This window comes from Bradyrhizobium sp. CB3481 (assembly GCF_029714305.1).
In the GTDB taxonomy this organism is placed as follows: Bacteria; Pseudomonadota; Alphaproteobacteria; order Rhizobiales; family Xanthobacteraceae; genus Bradyrhizobium.
This window is the reverse complement of the sequence record NZ_CP121647.1, coordinates 5,529,373-5,548,348: the sequence shown is the minus strand read 5'-3', so window position 1 is coordinate 5,548,348 and position 18,976 is coordinate 5,529,373. Positions and strand designations below refer to the sequence as shown.

Sequence of the window (18,976 nt, the reverse complement as noted above, 5' to 3'; positions counted from 1 at the left end):
CAACTGCATGCAGCAACGCGAGAAGCGACGCTATCGCGCTCCCGACGTATGTCGAACTTGAACTGTCGGCGATGTTGATTGTCAGTTTATCAACTTCTCTCAAAGCTTTGGTTTTGCATGCCTTTTCGATGGCGCCGCAACTGGTACAACACTTGCTGTTCTCCGGCCAAATCCGTCGTTTATGCCGAATCGACCGAATGTCGCTGTCCGAGATGAAATTTGGAGCAAGACCAATGACGTTGTCGCTACTGCTCGCAGCTCGCGCCGGAATCATTTTGTGGGTCACGTTGGCGATAATGCCGCTCGAAATTGCCTTGGACGCCATTGAGGCCGGGATTGACCGAGAGCTCGCCACCAATGGCTAACCCGCGCGTCCACGGTACCTCTGGAGAAGGCATGCACAGCGTCTTTTGCATCAAGCACCCCGCGCAGATCCGCGTGCACCCCGTGACCAATACTAGAATGCGGCAGGTGTGCCAATCATCATCAACCGCTATGACCTGTTCGCGATGGAAGCCGCGCTCCAATTGCGTGACAGGTTTGGCGGCGAGATCACCGTGCTCATACGCGTTCGCAACCGCAATCCCTGCACTCGGTAATGCGTTTGCCACGTCCGATATGATCCTGAGCGGCAAGCAGACCATCGACGGCGAGACCGTTCAGGTGGGGTCTGAGACAGCCAGGCAACTCAGCCTGTTGGAGCTTACCTGTCTCCTGAAAATCGTTGGGTTCGATCTCACCTCGCACCATCGAGGCGGACCGCGGCGCCGTTCTCGCCGTGCAGTTGTTGCGCTTAGAGCTGCCCTGCGTGATCACCCAGCCTGGAATCGGCGAACCAGATTCGCGGCGTCGTCGGCGGTCGATCGCGGACTCGGCAGGGGCGCCGGTGGTGAGATCGAGCGGCCAGGAAGCCAGCGTTCGAGGACCTCTCGAAAAGCAGCAGCCTGCGCGGATCACGGGCGAGCGTCAAAGGGATCTTTGCGCTGTCGCCGCGGCTGCCAAGACGGCGCTGGTAGAAGCGCCCGAGTGGCCGGGCAAAGGTGCTGATCGAAATCGTCTTAAAGCGCAAAGCGAAATCCGAAGCCGATCTTGAGGCGATGGCGCTGATTCTGAGGGAATTTTGCTCATGACAAACATCATCAAAGGTCCCCCGGCTGCCGCCGGCGGTCGCGCAGCAGCCAAGAAACAATTGCCTGAGCAGTTCAAGGCCTACAAACATGTCTGGGTCTTCATCGAGCAGGAGCGCGGCCAGGTGCATCCCGTCTCCTGGGAGCTCATGGGTGCGGGCCGCAAGCTCGCCGACAAGTTGAAGGTAGATCTCGCCGCAGTTGTAATCGGCCCGGAGGGCGAGGCGACGCGCAGCGCCGCCCTCGAATCATTCTGCTATGGCGCTGACGTTGTGTATCTCGTGGCCGACAATGTGCTATCGGAGTATCGCAACGAGTCCTACACGAAGGCGCTGACCGATCTTGTCAACAACTATAAGCCGGAGATCCTACTGTTGGGCGCCACCACGCTCGGTCGCGATCTCGCGGGCTCAGTCGCGACAACGCTACTGACGGGTCTCACCGCCGACTGCACCGGGCTCGACGTTGATGCGGATGGTTCGCTCGCGGCCACGCGTCCGACCTTTGGTGGCACGCTACTTTGCACGATCTATACTTTGAATTACCGGCCACAAATGGCAACCGTCCGCCCACGCGTCATGCCGATGCCCGAGCGCGTCGCACGCGATGCCGCTCGTATCACCATCCATCCGCTTGCTCTCGTCGAAGACGATATCGTCACCAAGGTCCTGTCATTCATCCCAGACCGGGATTCGACAAAATCCAACCTTGCTTATGCCGATGTCGTTGTCGCTGGCGGCTTGGGTCTGGGGTCGCTAGAGAATTTTCAGCTAGTGCGGCAGCTCGCCGCCATGATTGGAGCCGAATTTGGCTGCTCGCGGCCACTAGTACAGAAGGGCTGGGTAACCTCCGACCGGCAGATCGGACAGACCGGCAAGACCATACGGCCAAAGCTCTACATCGCCGCGGGCATTTCCGGTGCGATCCAGCATCGGGTCGGCGTCGAAGGCGCGGACCTGATTGTCGCCATCAACACCGACAAGAAGGCGCCGATTTTTGACTTCGCCCATATTGGCATCGTGGCCGATGCAATCCATTTGCTGCCCGCTCTGACGGCCGCATTTCGTGCGCGGCTGTCGCCGCATTCGCGCGACCGCATTGCGAGCTAGCGCAGCAGAAGGAGAGATCCATGATCGAAGATCGATTCGACGCCATCGTGGTTGGCGCTGGCATGGCGGGCAATGCCGCGGCGCTGACCATGGCCAAGCGCGGCATGAAAGTGCTGCAGCTCGAGCGCGGCGAATATTCAGGATCGAAGAACGTGCAGGGCGCGATCCTCTATGCTGATATGCTAGAAAAGCTGATCCCGGACTTTCGTGAGGACGCGCCACTCGAACGTCATCTGGTCGAGCAGCGGTTCTGGATGATGGACGATCGCTCCCATGTCGGTCTGCACTACTGCTCCGACGAGTTCAATGAGCAGCGGCCGAACCGCTACACCATCATCCGCGCGCAGTTCGACAGATGGTTCTCCTCGAAGGTACGAGAGGCCGGCGCGACGGTGCTGTGCGAGACCACAGTGACCGGACTCGCGCGGGATGCCAATGGCAAGGTCGTCGGGGTGCACACGGATCGCGGCGACGGCGAAGTCCATGCGGATATCGTAGTGTTGGCTGAGGGCGTCAACGGCCTGCTCGGCACACGTGCGGGTCTGCGCGAGCGGCCTAAGCCTGATAAGGTGGCACTCGCGGTGAAGGAAATGCACTTCTTGCCGCGCGAGACCATCGAGGCACGCTTTAATCTCGAAGGCGACGAGGGCGTCGTGATCGAGGCGGCCGGCACCATTTCCCGGGGCATGACAGGGATGGGCTTCATCTATGCTAATAAGGAGTGCATCTCGCTCGGCATCGGCTGTCTCGTCGCCGACTTCCAGCGTACGGGGGAGACGCCCTATGGGCTGCTCGATGGCTTCAAGCGACATCCGTCTGTGGCGCGGCTGATCAAGGGCTCCGAGGTGAAGGAATATTCCGCCCATCTGATTCCTGAGGGCGGCTACAAGGCGATCCCGCAGCTTTATGGTGAGGGCTGGATAGTCGTGGGCGATGCGGCGCAGCTCAACAACGCCATTCATCGCGAGGGCTCTAACCTCGCGATGACCTCGGGCCGCATCGCGGCCGAAGCAATCGCGCAGGTGAGGTCGCGCCGGGCTCCCATGAGCGCTGAGAATCTAGCGCTCTACAAGAAGATGCTGGACGACTCCTTCGTGATTAAAGACCTGAAGAAATACAAGGATATGCCGAGACTGATGCACACCAATTCGCAAAACTTTTTTGTTACCTATCCGCAGCTCGTCTCCAGGGCAATGCAGAATTTTGTGCGCGTCGACGGCACACCAAGGACTGAGAAAGAAAAGGTGACGTTGAAATCTTTCGTGAATGCGCGGTCATGGATAGGTCTGTTCGGCGATGCAGTCCGCTTCGCCCGCGCCTGGCGCTGATCAGCTAAACTCGAAGCCGAACCTAAGGAGTTGAAACATGAGCGTCGATCCCTCAATGCGCATCGAGGACAAGCTGTACTACAATCGCTATCTCGTCGACGTAGGTCGTCCCCACATCAAGGTACGCGCGCACACCGAGCCATCGCCGCAGCTACTTGCACTTTTGAAAGCGTGCCCCGCGCGCTGCTATGAGCTTAACGACAAGGGCAAGGTCGAGATCACCGTCGACGGCTGCATCGAGTGCGGCACCTGCCGCGTCATCGGAGAGCCCACCGGCGACATTGAATGGAGCTATCCGCGCGGGGGATATGGGGTGCTATTCAAGTTTGGGTGAAGGCCTGAACGAGGCCTGTGTGATTGCTTCACGGCAGATACACCCACGGATCGCGTGGTCGGAGATCTAACGAGCAAAGCTCGAACTCTGGGTGAGGGGCATCCGGGGAGTCAGCGACGTAGCCCGGCGCTTCTCATGGACATCACCATACAGGAAACCGCAAACGATCTTTGTCTGGCTTAAGCTCGCGACCTTCCGAGGAGGGCGTACCAGCCACCGCTGCATTATTGAAGAAGGGACCGTTTGATCGGCTGGCGGACGGAAGAATGGCCCGCAGCGCGACCGAACAAAAGAATGGACTTACGGCGATCTCGCAATCAGACCAACTTCGTTGCCATCCAGGAGCACGATAGTTTCGTTCGCCACGCTTTGCCCTTTTTGGCTTTTGCTACGAGGCCGTTGATATCTACACGGGATGGTGCTGCCGAGCCGGCGCATTACTACTTTCTGAACTCGCTACTTGCATCCAAACGGTCGACTCGGTGGACCACGAGTGGCTGTTGCGGATGGTGGCGCACAGGATCGCCGATCCTCGCATTCTACGGCTCATCGGGCTGTGGCTGCGGGCCGGTGTTCTGGAGAGCGGCGAGAAGCAAGAAACGGACAGGGGCACGCCGCAAGGCGTTTCTGAATTATGCGTTCGATCACTGGATGGTCACACATATCCAGAAATCCCGTTCGAGCGTTTTGCCGATGATATCCTCTGCCACTGTGGCAGCGAGAGCCAGGCGCAAACCTTGAAGAGCGCGCTTGAGCGACGTTTTGCCGAATGCGGGTTGGAGCTTCATCCGACCAAGACGAAGATTGTCTACTGCAAGGATGATGATCGACGAGGAAACTATCCCGACGAGAAGTTCGATTATCTGGGCTACACCTTCAGAGCCCGACCATCGAAAAATCGGTGGGGAAAGTTCTTCGTCAACTTAAGTCCCGGTGTAAGCAACGCGGCGACCAAGGCGATCCGAGAGGAAATCCGCAAGTGGCAACTTCGTTGCCGAGTTGACAGGTGGATCGACGACCTGGCGCGTATGTTCAACCCCATCATTCGGGGCTGGATTACGTACTACGGCCGTTACTATAAGTCGGCACTTTACCCGACGCTGCGCTATCTGAACCGACGCCTCGCGCGTTGGGCGATGGCTAAATACAAGCGCCTCAAGCGACATCGCGGGCGGGCAGAGGATTGGATCCGCAGGACCTTTTTGCGCGATCCAACGCTCTTCGCCCATTGGCCTGTGCTACGCGGCGCAACGGCTGGACGATAAGAGCCGTATGAGCCGCGAGCTCACGTACGGATCCGTGAGCGCCTGGGGTGAAATTCCCCCGGGCGACTCGACTCGTCATGGGCTTCGAGAGCAAGGCAGATGCGCAGGAGATGCTATTGGCCCTCAAGGCGCGGCTGGTCAGCTTCGGCCTGACGCTCCATGAGGCCAAGACGCGGCTGATCGAGTTTGGCCGGTTCGCGGCCCTCTCGCGTCAGCGGCGCGGCGAGCGGCGACCCGAAACCTTCGCCTTCCTCGGCTTCACCCACTACTGCGGGCGGACCCGGGACGGCCGGTTCATCGTGAAGCACAAGACGGAAGGGAAACGCCTGACGCGCAAGCTGACGGCATTGCGCCAGGACGCCTGGCGGCTCATGCACGAGTCACTGGCCACGCAGCGCGAGTGGTTCGCCGCCGTTCTGCGTGGACACTACGGCTACTACGGCAGGCCGTACAATTATCCAGCGCTCAACGGCTTCTACCGCGAAGTGCGTCGGACGTGGATGCGCTGTCTGAGAGGGCGCAGCCAGAAAAGTCGGCGCATGGGCTGGCCGGAGTTCGAGACCCTGACGGCACGCTTCCGTCTGCCAACTCCACGCATCACTCGCACTTGGGCGCAAGCACGGATATGACGCGGGTTATCCTCGGGGAGAGCCGGGCGCGGGAAATCCGCTCGCCCGGATCTGTGAGGGCAAAGCCAAATGGCCGAGCTACTCGACCACGACCCAGTCTCTCGGACGCCCAGCCGAAAACGAGCTAGGCGGACAGAGCGCGAGCCACCAACTTTGGCCAATGAACTAGCCGTACGGAGGAGTCCTCCAGAACGGCGCAAACGAGTTTTCAAGTGCTTGCTCAATCAACTTTCTCACACCTTCCGATCTGCTCATGCCGCGGGATCTTGACCAGCGCTCGATCTGTTGAATGAGCTCTCCTGGCGCACGGAATGACAGCATAGGATCCTTACCGGTGGCGGGCCGACCCACTCTGGCCTCCGGCTTCCGTTCCGTCCGCCTTCCGGCTCTAGATCTAGTCTTCATACGCAAACTCCAGCCTTAATATATAACAGATTTAGGTAGTACCCGAAGGGCCGGTCCGCCAAACAGGTCAAATGATTCGGGTATTACCTTTAAAGAATCTCCACATTATAGGTAATACGTTTTTCTAGGAAAATCCGACTATGGGTATTACCCAAATTGTGCGTGCTGGGCTGCAGCAATGCTGTGATCCGCGCATTGAACGACGGCGACTAGGCCTACATCTGGGAAAAAGGCGCTAACAAGCGCCACGACCACGTCACGATCCTGTGGGATAGTGCAACTATACGGAGAGATCCTGGTTGACCTCGCCAATCCAGGCTTGTTATTAACGTCACGTGAACACTTTCCCGCCACACTCCGGTCCAGCCGTTCCCCATGGGTAGCTCCAACGATAACATGAAGCGCCGTTTGAAGCCGCTCCCGAAGAGCAACGAGATGCGATCGCTCGCTCTCGCGCTCGGCGCAGGCCAGGGCGCCCCGGACATATTGAAGTTGCTGGAGTCTGATCCAGAAGCGGCTAAGCTTATCGGCAAGTACGCAGAGCGGGCGGGCTCGTCCTTTGCTGCAGCGTACCCGGGGCAGACGCGGGAAAAGACGATCAGCAACGGCGATTGGGAACAAGCGGGCTACACGGGCATCGCGGGATTGAACCGCATCTTGGGACTTAAGAGCTCCTAGTACAATCGCCCCTCATCGCGGGGGCAGGGGGATGAAGGGACGACGCCGGTCGCGCGCGAGGAACTCCCTCGCGTCAGCGACTGTTGGCAGCGAACTGAGGAGGCTATTTCCGAACGGCACCAACCCCGATATGGGGCGTTGGTCGTATCCTCCCGCGTTACCTGCCGAGCTGTTCGGTGCCGTTGCCCATCTGCTTGAGGCTTCGGGAGCTTACACCTACATCGTTGCTCCATTCGCCTCTACAAGGGGCGTGCCTAAGGTAAGCTACTCCGGCGCAACCCAGGCGCCGAGGGAGACGCAGCTGGTCGCTTGGCGCAGAATCGGTAAGCGGTGGGCTTCCAATGTGTTCAAGAAGCAACCGGAAATCGTCGAACTCTGGGCTGAACTGTGGGCCTGCCGAAATGACGTGCTTGTTTCTGGACAAAGTACGGGACCACGTCTCTCATGGTGGAAATCGGCTCACGCATTGCTGGTGATTGCCGATGAAGCCAGCACTAACTGCGGCTACGAGAAATTCGGCGATGATGGTGCTGATCCAAACTGGGCAAATAAGCTCGCTTCGTACTTGCTTATCAACCGAACCAGAAAGCTCGTGATCCCATCGAGCCGCTCTCGCTCCGACGACAGACATCTCAGCCGCCACGTAGCGTTCGACAGCCTCGCTGTCCATGCGTCTCGTGACGTTGTTCGCGTTCTTCCAAAGGGACGCACCACCGACGTGGGCTGTACTATGAGAACGCTAAGTCACAACCTTACTATGCTGCGCCCGCACGGCCATCCGAACGTTTATTGGCATCAGCAGCTATGGTCGAGCACGTCCGACCGACATGACAGCCTGACCGTGCTGCTTATTCCGTTCCCCTACGATATACCAGACGGTTGTTTCAAAGGCGATGTCCACAACGGCCCTGCTGACATGAAGTGGGGAAGATTTCGGGTGGAGCAAAAATGGCTTTACCCAAAAAGGGACAAGCTGGTCGGCGACGGTCATTGCAGCGATCGCGCCGCTCGCGGTTCGTTCATCGACTTTGTCAATGAGCTCCTTTTGCGGGCTAACGGAGACGTGCACGGCGTGGTGCTGCCCGAATATTCGCTCGACTGGGCTACATACGACGAGCTGGTCCGACACCTTCGGGATAGATGGCCCACCATCGAATTCTTGATTGCTGGGGTTTCAGAGGATTGCAACAGACGCAGAGGCAATCAGGTCGTATTCTCCGTCATGCATCAAGAGTTGGGAAGCCGGATCGCCGAAACCCATTCCAGAAGAAAGCACCACCGTTGGAGGCTCGACGACACACAGATCCGCACCTACGGTTTGCAGGCCGATCTCAGCACGGACTGCATTTGGTGGGAATATCTCGAAATTGAAGAGCGCGTCCTCCACATAGACGTGTTTAGGTCTCAATCGGCATTCACGGCGGTTATCTGCGAGGATCTCGCACGAGCAGATCCGGTCGTATCCGAGATCAGGTCGCTTGGACCGAATTTGATATTCGCGCTCCTGATGGATGGACCGCAAATGAAGGAGCGCTGGCCGGGTCTTTACGCCACCAACTTGGCTGACGATCCCGGTTCTTCAGTTCTGACGCTCACTTCTTTCGCACTCATTAAACGGTCCAACGCCACGTTCGGAGGAAACAAACGGACCATTGCTCTGTGGCGAAACCGACCAACCAACCTTGTATCGCGAGCGGCAAAGGACTTTGTTGAACTGGATTTGGCTGACGATGCGCAGGCGCTTGTCGTCAATCTAAGAAGCACGCCGGCCGTCGACGTGACAATAGACGGTCGCCAGGACCGAAATACGACTTCGTGGCAGTTTGAGCAGTCTCGTCAGGTCGGCATTCCGAGCGACGAAATCGATGCTCGTGGCTGGCGTTGGATCGTCCCATATTGATGGCGACGCGGTCGTAATAAATTTCAATTACGAGACACCAGATCGCTCTATGGCGACATGATTAGATGGGAAGCGCTCACCGGCATGGCGTGGTCTGTCGAACGAATAAAACCAAAAGGCGCCAGCGCGATGACGTCAATGGCTCCAGCGAACGCAAAAGCCAGCCGATAGTTGAAGCTGTCCGTAATCGAGCTATCAGGACTGACCCCACTCCATGCTTGGCGAGGCGATGTTCTACGTCACCGCCACCGCCTGCGTTGCTACTCAGGTCGATCCGAAGCGTTGCCGATAGGTGGTCCGATCGCCAGTCCGTTCACGAAGATGGCGGAGTAAATTGTAAGCCGGTGGATACATCGCATTCATAGACTTTGGCGTTGCTCCGCACACGACGATCCAATAAGTCGTGAAAAGCCAACCTGAAGTCGGGAACCGCAAGTGTGTGGCGTAGAGCGCAATGAAGCCACTGATGTAGTTGATTGGCGAGCTGGCCGACGAAGAGAATTGAATTGCGCCGAGCAGCCGATCGATCTCGGCCGCGAATGCGGTGAGGCGGTTATCGGCCTCCTCCGAAACGTCTCCTCCAATGTTGGTTATGTCGTGATTAGCCATGATCACATCAGTTTGTCTCAGCAATGAAGGAGTCCAGCGACGATGCGTCGATTTCAACATTGACCTGGGGCGGAAGAATCTTGACAGGCGCGCCAAGAACCAGCGGGTGAGAGGCTCGGGGTCATATTTCCGTCGTCTTATTCCTTGCGCGAAGGAACCAGTGCCGCAAACCAAAAAGGTACGCACTACGTGGCCCTTCGCCGACGAAGTAAGCAATGCGTCCATGCTTGTCAGCGGACAGCAGGATCTGTCTGCAAGGTGACCGGACGATCTTTCGCCTGGATCTCCGCTATCGACTTTTATAGGGCTCGTCGCTTCAGCGCTTCAGTGTCACGATTGGTCAAGCTGCGGGTGGGCGCTGCGTGCTGTGAAGGGCGCGAACACTGGCGACGAGATCAAACGAAAGTGTGGTACGATGCCATCTTGCTCAAGCGCATCGATGAGTTGTCGCGCTGCCAGAGATCCGGAGGGCGCGTATAGATGGCATCATGCGCGATCCCTGATAGCGGGACGGGTGTGCCGCGATTCGCGCCAGATCACGCAAGACCAAGCTGATTTTTGATCCCGCCGGCATCCCCTTCCTGCCGAGAGCGGGGAGAGGACGGATCACTCCGCTGCCTGGACCACGCCGTGTCCGGCCGCATCGATCGCAACCGCAACCGACTGCACGATCGCGGCAAAGCGCACCGCGGTCTGGATCGCAGCCGAGCCGAGGCCGGCTTCCTGCAGTGCCTTCTCATGGGCATCCATGCAGGCACCACAGCCGTTGATGGCGGAAATCGCAAGCGACCATAGCTCGAAATCGGCCTTATCAACCCCAGGGTTGACGATCACGTTCATGCGCAGCCGCGCCGGCATCCTCTTGTATTCCGGATTGGAAGCGAGGTGAACGAAGCGGTAGTAGACGTTGTTCATCGCCATTATCGAGGCTGCAGATTTCGACGCCGTAAGCGCCGCGGGCGACAGAACCTCGGCCGCAGCGGACTCCATTGCGGCGATAACGGCCGGGTTGCGGGTCGCGATCGCGGTAGCAAGCAACAGCCCATATTTGCTCTGCGGTGAGAAAGTCTCATCCGACACGATCGATGCCAGATTGAGTCTGACGTCCTTGGCGAAATCCGGAATCTGAGCCTTTAATTGCTCGATAAACATGATACTTCAGGCGACCTTCAAAGTTTCGCCGCCGATCTCGCGATTACAGGGGCATAGCTCGTAGGTCTGCAGCGCGTCCAACACGCGCAGTGTGTCCTTCGGGCTGCGGCCGACATCCAGATTGGTCGCATAGACATGCTGGATGATATTGTCGGGATCGACGATAAATGTATAGCGATAGGCGACTCCGTCAGGGGAGCGCACCCCAAGGCCATCGATCAGTGTGCCATTGGTATCGGAAAATTGCCAGATCGGCAGATGGTGAAGATCCTTGTGCTCGCGCCGCCAGGCGAGCTTGCAGAATTCGTTGTCGGTCGAGCCACCCAGCACGACCGCATCACGATCGGCGAAATCCTTGGACAGGCGCGCGAACTCGGCGATCTCGGTCGGGCAGACGAACGTGAAATCTTTGGGGTAAAAGAAGATGATTTTCCATTGTCCGGCGAAGCTATCTTCAGTCAACCTCTCGAATGCGCTCTGCCCATCCTCTTCCTGCACGTGAAAGCCGGGCTTCACGCCTATGATTTCGAACGACGGCAACTTATTTCCAATTCCAAGCATATTGTCCTCGTAAGATTACTTCGCGCGGAGTGATGATTCTGCCATCAGACAAGCAAGCCATATGCCAATCGTTCTCGAGATCTTCTATTGTCGGAATCCAACAGTCGATCCATAGCATACAATATCTGAAGGCCATCGTTCCGACTGAATGCTCCACGCTTTCGCTCAATAAGTCATACCGGTTGCAGGCGGCAGGTTGAACTCCTTGAACGATTTGTCCGAGCTGCCTCTTCGGTCAAGTTACGACGGCAAAAGCAATCCGGGGACTGACAAGATGAAGCCCAGCGCTCGCAATATCTGACAAAATACGTGATCGCCGTACTTAGTACCACGACCGCCCACAAGATCGCGCGCGTACCGGGACTGCCGGTATTTTCGCCGATTGCAATCAGGCGATGGACGATAACTGGCTCAAGCTTGGCGATTCCAGGTCGCCCGTGATCAAGTCGCCGGATGTGATGATCAGAAAGTAGACGTAGCCGCACTCGAATGTCGACGCGCGGCAGTCGTCAGCTAGCTCGCGCCATCATTCGTCCACGACCTGGCACAGCAGCATCGCTGGATAATTCGGCCGACTCGCACGCCTTGCCCCGCAAGATCCTGGGTTTGGTCGGGAAGCATATCGACGTCCTGTCTGGACCGTTAAAGTATTGCCGCGATATGATTTAGATCAATCTCCAAAACTTAGTGATCGCGGGCTTGATCCTCCTTCTGGTGTCAGACCGCGGCGCTTGCGTGTTCAGCATCTTCTGCCTGCGTAGAAGCGGTTGTGGCCCGCAGTGGCGGTTCAGATGCCGTAAGCAGTGAGACGCTGTCGACCTGCGCGAATACGTCCATTCCATTCTTAAGCCCCAGCGAATCAAAGGAGAAACGCGTAACACGCGCCAAAATCTCCGTGCCGGAGCCCCCGCTGCCGAGCGCAAGCAGCAGCGTGATTTCACTCGGGCCGAGCGGAAAAGACGCCTTGATCCGCGCCGGGAAGACATTGACGGTGGAGTTTGCGAGCGGCGCTTTCCGTGCAACGCTGACGTGGTTGGCTGCGATGCGCAGCCGCTGGTGCACGCCGCGCGGGAGCGGGGCTGCCGGCACCAGCAAGCGCGCACCTGTGACGTGGAGGATCAGTAGGCCATAGCGTCCGTCATAGCCGCCGACCTTGGCATCAAGGCTTACAGCGGCGTCGCGGCTTGCTGCAAGCGGCAGCGCAGGATCAGTCTGCAAGACATGTAACGGCCCGGCCGCGGTCACCGTACCACGCTCCAAGATGACGAGATGGTCGGCAAGGCGTTCTATATCAGCCATGTCATGGCTGATATAGATCATCGGCAGCGCGAACTTCTGATGCAGCCGCTCGAGCAATGACAGAACCGCGCTCTTGGCGCAGCGGTCGAGCGCGGCAACCGGTTCGTCCATCACAAGCAATCTGGGCTGGGACAGCAACGCCCGGCCGATGGCAACGCGCTGCCGTTCACCGCGGGAGAGATGCGCTGGCGAGCAGTCCAGCAGCGGCGCGATACCCAGCAACTCGAGCACATCCGCAAAGGCGATGGGCATCGGTTCGGCTTTGGGCGCGCCGTAAAGCAGGTTGCGCTTGACCGTCAAATGCGGAAAAAGATGATCCTCTTGGAACACATAGCCAATGGGACGCAGATGCGGTGGCCGGAACAAGGTCTCATCCTGCCACATCTCACCATCGACTTGGCAGAAACCGTCGGGCAAACGCTCGAGGCCGGCGATACAGCCCGCGATCCTGGTTTTGCCGGATCCTTGCGGTCCGAAAATCGCGATGACACCTTTTGCCGGTACGCTGAACTGCGCGTCGAGCGGAAAGCGACCCGACGTACACTTGAAGCCAATTTCGATCCGGCCTGGTGTGGCTGTCCTCACGTGCATCTCCTTCCGCTGTATTTTTCGATAAAGGTTAAGGTGATGATTACCGCAAAGGCGAACATCACCATGCCGCCGGCAAGCCAGTTTGCTTCGCGCCAGCGCGACGCTTGGACATAGTCGAAAAGAAAGGCCGAGAGCACTTTGGTGCGTCCAGGAATGTTGCCGCCTATAATCAGCACGAGGCCGAATGCCCCGATTGTATGCGCAAAGCTAAGCACAGCGGCTGCGAGAAAAGCCGGCCGCGCGAGGGGCAGGGCGATCGTAAAGAAGGCATACAATGGAGAGGCACGCAGAGTGGCCGCAACTTCCAGTGGCCGGTTGCCGATGGTAACGAAGGCGTTGCGGATGGGCTGGACCACGAAAGGCAGCGCCCACAAAACCGATCCAACCACGATCCCCGCAAAAGTGAAAGCAAGCGCGCGTCGGCCCCAGAGAGAGGCGAGAAGGCCGCCCGGGCCGTTCGGACCGAACAGGAGCAGCAGATAAAAACCGAGTACAGTCGGCGGCAGCACCAGCGGCAGCGCGATGATCGCGGCCACCGCCTCAGCCCAAACGCTCTTCGAGCGTGCTAGCCACCACGCGAGGGGCGTACCACAGATCAGCAGGATCAGGCTCGTCAAGCTCGCGAGCTCGATCGTAAGCCGGAGCGACTGCCAGATCTCTGACGAAAAGCTCTCCATGGACGTCAACTCCGCTCGTCGAACGCTTAGCCATTGCGCCCGACGAGCGAGTGCGTTTCCGGCGTTTTGAAGAAATTTACTAAGCCGCGTGTCACGTTGCTGTTGGCGCAAATCTTGACCAGCACGGGGCCCTGCGGGGTCGGGATGTAAAGCTTCTTTGGCACCAGAAAACGAGAACCACTGGGGCCGTTGGCCGATGGGAACATCTGAAATGACGCGCCTTGGGTGAATTGGCTGCACAAACCTCCACTCGCGCGGAAACTCACCATGGGGTCCTCCCAGGTCTTCTGCTTGAACGACGCTGCAATCTCCTTCGCGCTTTCGGCGAAGTTCGCGGCGAGCGCCACATTGATGTTCGCCGCCATTGCATTTCCGAGCATAAGCGGAATGAAGGGTGCATGGATCAGGATTAATCGGGCAAGTCTCATCGGACAGCTCTTGGGACGGCAGCGCTGCCACTGCTCTGGCCGCGGCGGCTCTTCGCTGCTCATTCTAGCAATCGGCGTGCCGCTCGCGGAACCTGTTGCGCGCCTTGCTCGAGAAGAGTGAAGTCCGCTTATATGTCAGCCTGCCCACTGAAATGGCGGGTGGCATTGTCGGGGGTCTGACATCGCCGTCTTAAACCGGACACGCCTGGTTACAGAGGGGGCTGACGTAATGCCGATCGCCTCTCGGTCCGAGCTTGGACTGAGAGAAGATGATGTAGGCAGTACTGGGCTAATCGTCAATGATCAGTATGTACGAGTGCGCGTTAAGGATCGCGGTTGATTATGATAGGCGCGTTCGGCGTCCACGGCCTATGGCTATCAATTTTGGCTCATCCAGCACGGGCGCATCTTTCGCGGTTGATTTCATTGTCGTCCTCCACGCACCAGGCGTCACTGGCGCGCGCATCAGCCTGGCAATGCGAACGCCTGTGCAATATTGGGCACCCTATTCATTCGGAGTGATTAACAGTGATGGCCAACGTTCGACTCGTTGATCGTCGTCGCTCTCGTTAATCCACGCTGACGGGGATAAGCGGCAGTAAGTTACGTTCGACGGCTTACAATCCAACCGCGCTCCCCTGCCAGCCCCAACCGCGCAACTCGTGTCTAATCTCTGACAAGGACACAGGAGCACGTCAGGTTCAGAACACCACCGCCTTGCGGCGCCGTCGAGCGTTTGAAAGCGCAATCAGGCGCTTAGTGCGCGCTGACGGCACTGGCGCGGCCGTTGCTGTTGAGATGCAGTAACGCGAACAAAGGCTGAAGGCACGCAGACGCACAAGACAAGCGATGCACCCTTTCTTTAAATCCGTGGGCCCCGTTGCCTGCAGAGACAAGCGCGCGCATAAGGTTGGGCAACTCTTGGCAATAGCTTTGGAGAGCAGAATGGCACTACGCCGCAACGCGACGACGGGCCCAAGTTCCTGTCCTATGGGGCGGTAGCTCATATTATTACGAGAGCGACAACAAGCATCGCGCGATCGAGTTGATCGAGCTGACACTGAAGTCGCTAGACGGTCCGGAGCCTATCCAAGACGAACTGAAACAGCCTGTCTTGTCGCCGTTGCTGCAGGCCCTGGGTCAATTGCAAGAGCGAGAAAGTTCGTTGCCGGGGTCCTTTTTCGGCTCCGCAAGCCAAGTCTCCTGAAGTGCCAAAGCGCAGGCGCGGGAGGACGAAGAATGAAAAAAAAGAGGTGGCGATCGGTTTTGTAGACCGGCCATTTAGGCTTTCTCTGGGGGCCCACTCGCAAGGGGTCGTCCGTGAAATACCTGATTTCGAGCTAGACTGATCAACTGTCTGCCGAAGAGACTGGGCCGCATGTGGACAACAATTGGCTGAGACGTAGCGAATGAGGCGGGCGGACGCGGACGACCGCACCGGTGGCATCGCCCTCGCGGTGCCAATTGCCAGCATGCGCAGAAGCGCACTTTCACCGAGCAAGACGGCGTTGCCTTCGTCCCTCGCAATGCCGCGGATGATGTGACCGAGATTGGTCTGAGTGTCCTCCAGGCCCGGTTGGCGCGCTTGAATAGGACTTGCACTGATGCAGGCTCCCTTTGGGGACCCGTTTAAGTGTCTCGCGGGCGCGATTGAGAAGCCCAAGTTGCAAACAATAGATGCCCGATCGTCCTGGCGGTGCGACCAGAACACGATAATACGTCGAGATAGATGGGATGCCGCATATACAGTCGAGTGCGGAATTGCGAGGGCGGCAAGTCGAGCCCTCGCGATCCCAACAATTCGAGATGATCGATCAGAAAGCGTACCCTTGAGCACGATCTTTCGGATGAATCACACTATCGCAGTCGTCACCGCGAAATAGGGCTGCTCGACCTGCCAGCAATTGGCAGCTACGCCTGCTACTGCCAGGTCAGCAGCTTGAGGCAGAGAATCGCAAGCAGCGCATAAGTACTTCGTTCAATGCGCTTCGGCACATATTGTCTCCAACAATCTTTGAAGCGCTTGCGCGCCATGGCGCTGTGTTGAATGGCAAACAGAACCATCATGGCCGTCTACGGCAAGCGCTTCCGTGCACGTGTGTGGAACCACGTCAATCGTCTTCGGCATGATCAGGCCGCTCGCGAAACCGACAGCAAACAGGATTGCGATGATGAAAGCGATGTCCGCGACAGATCGGTAGAAAAAAATAACAATTCTTGAGAATCCAGTTCCGGAAGGACGCCGGGGGATTTGTGCCATGATCGACTCCGCTAAGCCCAACCTGCCACACGCAGTGACGCGCTGAAGAATACCAAAGTCACGCGTTCCAATCCATAGGCGCTTGGCTTGTAGCTAACACGACAATGAGCGTTTTCTGAGGACTGAGCCCGGGGAGCTACTCAACCGGAGCAGGGGGATCTCGATTCTTCTAGCTAAACAGAATCCGACGGTGCGCTACAATTTTCCACCATGCGGTGTTCTTGAGGACGGCCGCCGCGTAGGATCCCGCCGCTTCAGCCGGACTGCGCAACACGCAGCTCTACTAAGCGGCTCACGGCGAGTGACGTGAGCGCGAAGCCGCTGACAGATGCCGAGACATTGATTGATGCGGGGGAGACATACCAAAGGGAAATGGTCCGCGCTGACAGTCAGTCCGAGACGAGACCTGGAGCGTTCTTGAAAAGAGCCCAGGTCCCTTTACTTGTCGTGCCAGAAACATCACCGCTGGTAATAGTGCTCCGTTTGAACGCGGGTGGCACAGGAGTTGCTTGAGAGGCAGCAACACTGAGTGAGGCTGAGTGCGTTCAGACACGCAAGACCGCGCGAATGCTCTCCTTCGTGAAATCCCTGCGCGCTTTTCGCCGCCTGCTTCGTAAGTGTGTACTGCTCTTACGATTATACAAGGTCTTGTGAGGAGATGCGAATGAAGGTCGGCGTTCCCGAGGAAATCAAGGCGCACGAGTACCTCGTTAGCCTTTCGCCGGGAGCCGTCCTCGAATGCGCGGTGGTTGGCCACAGGGTGATAGTCGAGATAGATGCCTGTACCAGGAGTTGGCGTAATGCGCAAATATCGCAGGGCCGGAAGGGGCGCAGCTGCGAGAGAGCCAGATCCTCTTCAGTTATCTTTCTCTGGCGTCCGGACCCGGAGCATGTGCGGTACTCAAACCAGGCTAGCGCAGCGTGCCCTTGAAAGATCCAGAAGCCGTAGCGGCGATCGTCTCAACCTTACGGCGTGTTCACGGAGATAACATTGCACGTACGTTAATCGCAGATGGGATGAGCTTGGCGGTACTTGTCGATGCGGCGTTCGCCTTGCCAATTAGCAACAGTGACGCTGTCCGAATGATCGCGAGGGCGCTTGACTCTGGCGATTTCCGCTTCACACCGGACATAGGGCCACTCTGGCGTGTGCGGTACATTTATGAAGATCGATGTGCATCGATGCGCGTCGTGGATATGGAGATAAAAACGCCTGGCAGGACCTTCGCGAGCACTGAGATTTCGTTGCGGCTGTCCGCATGATACGAATTCCGGGTCCCTCTACCTGAGGAAGGCACCGCCCATGAAAGAACGATGCTGTTTTCTCCTCATGATTAGTTATTTCGTGCTCAGTTCGGCGTACACGGAACCAAGGAACCAAAGCGCGCGGAGAGAAGTGCGTGGCATGAAGTCTCCCCTTCGCTCGGCCGAGCAGGCCGATAGTATAGGTCCTAGACTAGGATCTTCCTAATTCGGTGCGTAGCTTCCAAATCGCGCGATTTGCAAGATGCAATATGTCTCGCTCGCCGTTTCTCAGTGAGAGTTCCAGATTAGCTCGTAGTCGATCGCGCAGCAATTCCTTAGCATTATGCACCAGCAATGGATCCGTCTCGACAAAGCGCCATGACTTTTCAAATGCGGCGCTTACGAGGCTGTTAGAGGCCTGGTGCCGCTCGGGTGAAGTCTTGTCCATGATTAAAAACTCCAGCGGGACATCCTCATAGAATGGATGCCGAAGTCGCCCGATCGAAAGCGCTTATGTCGACCGGCCGGCCCTGCGTTTTGGCAAAGGCCAAAGCCCAGCTTCATTGAATCCACCATACAAGTACTCCTGCCAGACAGATGCAACGTGTTGTCCTTTCTAACGGGTCAGTATGCGCGCTGAAGTGCTTTAGTCTGCTGAAACCACTCTCGACCACCAACGAAATTAATAGAGACGTTTGGTGAAGCTGCGATGACCAGTTTCGTTTTCGAGCCCGCTAAGTGCTGGGGGTGGTCGTAGGCTTCGTTTGCGGATCAGGAGATCGCATGGATGTCGTTTTCTTCACCTCTGCTCAGCAGAAGGCGTCCTCAGCACTTGCGAGCGTCTGACAATCCGCGTGCGGTAGGGACGTTCCGATTGGGGTCCCCACCTCGACGACAGCGACGCTCGCGACGTGAATTGTTGGAATTGTCTAAAAACTAGCAAATCGCCTTCAGTATCGTGCCCCATTTCGCTGGCCAAGCCTGCAAGAGCTTCGAATCGTTTACCGAAGGCCTGACTGCGATGTGATCGAAAGTTTTCCGTTTACGAATAGCGCTAAGATCTGCCCATCATTCCAAGCAAGCACGTGAAACTTGATCCCGTCGACGATCTCACGTGAAGTGATGGTGCCGGCGCAGCCGAACACGTAAACAACATCTGCGTAGTTTGAACCCAACTGAACACTGCTGAGTTCCGAATCCTTGACGCGACAATGCCCGGCAGGGGGTGAGCGAGCGTCAACTAACTTGTAATCCGCATCCAGGTCATCAGGCTCGGCCGGAGTGACAGGAGCTCCTCTTGGCGGTGCGCCGGCTTGTGCCGATCGAGGGGCCCTCGAGACCGGGGATAGCTGCACGAAGAGCCATGCGAAAGCCGAGGT

General features: G+C 57.7%; 16 protein-coding genes. 8 read left to right on the top strand and 8 right to left on the bottom strand.

Features of this window, described 5'->3' with window-relative positions:
* Nucleotides 1–71: 71 nt before the first annotated feature.
* The 8 genes from QA643_RS27000 to QA643_RS26965 all read left to right on the top strand — a co-directional run bounded on the left by QA643_RS27000 (nucleotide 72) and on the right by QA643_RS26965 (nucleotide 8,775).
* Nucleotides 72–365 carry a hypothetical protein gene (locus QA643_RS27000; RefSeq protein WP_283028796.1) on the top strand — a complete coding sequence of 98 codons (294 nt, stop codon included), beginning with the start codon at nucleotides 72–74 and terminating at the stop codon, nucleotides 363–365.
* 761 nt (nucleotides 366–1,126) lie between these two features.
* Complete coding sequence (locus tag QA643_RS26995; RefSeq protein ID WP_283028795.1) at nucleotides 1,127–2,236, top strand: electron transfer flavoprotein subunit alpha/FixB family protein; 1,110 nt, start codon at nucleotides 1,127–1,129, stop codon at nucleotides 2,234–2,236.
* A 20-nt stretch (nucleotides 2,237–2,256) separates the two neighbouring features.
* Nucleotides 2,257–3,564, top strand: a complete 1,308-nt coding sequence (locus QA643_RS26990; RefSeq protein ID WP_283028794.1) for an FAD-dependent monooxygenase — start codon at nucleotides 2,257–2,259, stop codon at nucleotides 3,562–3,564.
* Between the two features lie 37 nt (nucleotides 3,565–3,601).
* Nucleotides 3,602–3,898: a ferredoxin family protein gene (locus tag QA643_RS26985; protein ID WP_283028793.1), complete on the top strand. Its 297-nt coding sequence runs from the start codon at nucleotides 3,602–3,604 to the stop codon at nucleotides 3,896–3,898.
* A 506-nt stretch (nucleotides 3,899–4,404) separates the two neighbouring features.
* The gene (locus QA643_RS26980; RefSeq protein ID WP_283034943.1) at nucleotides 4,405–5,163 is read left to right on the top strand and encodes a group II intron maturase-specific domain-containing protein; all 759 of its coding nucleotides are present in this window, start codon (nucleotides 4,405–4,407) and stop codon (nucleotides 5,161–5,163) included.
* Nucleotides 5,164–5,240: 77 nt separating this feature from the next.
* A complete protein-coding gene (locus QA643_RS26975; protein ID WP_283028792.1) occupies nucleotides 5,241–5,792 on the top strand; it encodes a maturase in 552 nt (183 codons plus the stop codon).
* A gap of 801 nt (nucleotides 5,793–6,593) precedes the next feature.
* Nucleotides 6,594–6,875 carry a hypothetical protein gene (locus tag QA643_RS26970; protein WP_283028791.1) on the top strand — a complete coding sequence of 94 codons (282 nt, stop codon included), beginning with the start codon at nucleotides 6,594–6,596 and terminating at the stop codon, nucleotides 6,873–6,875.
* 31 nt (nucleotides 6,876–6,906) lie between these two features.
* On the top strand, nucleotides 6,907–8,775 hold the full coding sequence (locus tag QA643_RS26965) for a hypothetical protein (RefSeq protein WP_283028790.1): 1,869 nt from the start codon (nucleotides 6,907–6,909) through the stop codon (nucleotides 8,773–8,775).
* A 264-nt stretch (nucleotides 8,776–9,039) separates the two neighbouring features.
* On the opposite strand, the gene QA643_RS26960 is transcribed toward QA643_RS26965, so the two are convergent.
* The 8 genes from QA643_RS26960 to QA643_RS26925 all read right to left on the bottom strand — a co-directional run bounded on the left by QA643_RS26960 (nucleotide 9,040) and on the right by QA643_RS26925 (nucleotide 18,045).
* Complete coding sequence (locus tag QA643_RS26960; protein WP_283028789.1) at nucleotides 9,040–9,384, bottom strand: hypothetical protein; 345 nt, start codon at nucleotides 9,382–9,384, stop codon at nucleotides 9,040–9,042.
* Nucleotides 9,385–9,990: 606 nt separating this feature from the next.
* Nucleotides 9,991–10,536 carry a carboxymuconolactone decarboxylase family protein gene (locus QA643_RS26955; protein ID WP_283028788.1) on the bottom strand — a complete coding sequence of 182 codons (546 nt, stop codon included), beginning with the start codon at nucleotides 10,534–10,536 and terminating at the stop codon, nucleotides 9,991–9,993.
* Between the two features lie 6 nt (nucleotides 10,537–10,542).
* Nucleotides 10,543–11,097 carry a peroxiredoxin gene (locus QA643_RS26950; protein ID WP_283028787.1) on the bottom strand — a complete coding sequence of 185 codons (555 nt, stop codon included), beginning with the start codon at nucleotides 11,095–11,097 and terminating at the stop codon, nucleotides 10,543–10,545.
* A gap of 717 nt (nucleotides 11,098–11,814) precedes the next feature.
* Nucleotides 11,815–12,981, bottom strand: coding sequence for a molybdenum ABC transporter ATP-binding protein (modC, locus tag QA643_RS26945; RefSeq protein WP_283028786.1), 1,167 nt, complete (start codon nucleotides 12,979–12,981; stop codon nucleotides 11,815–11,817).
* The gene (modB, locus tag QA643_RS26940) at nucleotides 12,978–13,664 is read right to left on the bottom strand and encodes a molybdate ABC transporter permease subunit (protein ID WP_283028785.1); all 687 of its coding nucleotides are present in this window, start codon (nucleotides 13,662–13,664) and stop codon (nucleotides 12,978–12,980) included. The genes modC and modB overlap by 4 nt, the downstream gene beginning before the upstream one ends.
* Before the next feature lie 26 nt (nucleotides 13,665–13,690).
* Nucleotides 13,691–14,155: a hypothetical protein gene (locus QA643_RS26935; RefSeq protein WP_283028784.1), complete on the bottom strand. Its 465-nt coding sequence runs from the start codon at nucleotides 14,153–14,155 to the stop codon at nucleotides 13,691–13,693.
* A gap of 1,915 nt (nucleotides 14,156–16,070) precedes the next feature.
* Entirely contained in the window at nucleotides 16,071–16,352 is a 282-nt protein-coding gene (locus QA643_RS26930) for a hypothetical protein (protein WP_283028783.1), read from the bottom strand.
* A gap of 1,456 nt (nucleotides 16,353–17,808) precedes the next feature.
* Nucleotides 17,809–18,045, bottom strand: a complete 237-nt coding sequence (locus QA643_RS26925) for a hypothetical protein (protein ID WP_283028782.1) — start codon at nucleotides 18,043–18,045, stop codon at nucleotides 17,809–17,811.
* Nucleotides 18,046–18,976 lie beyond the last annotated feature (931 nt).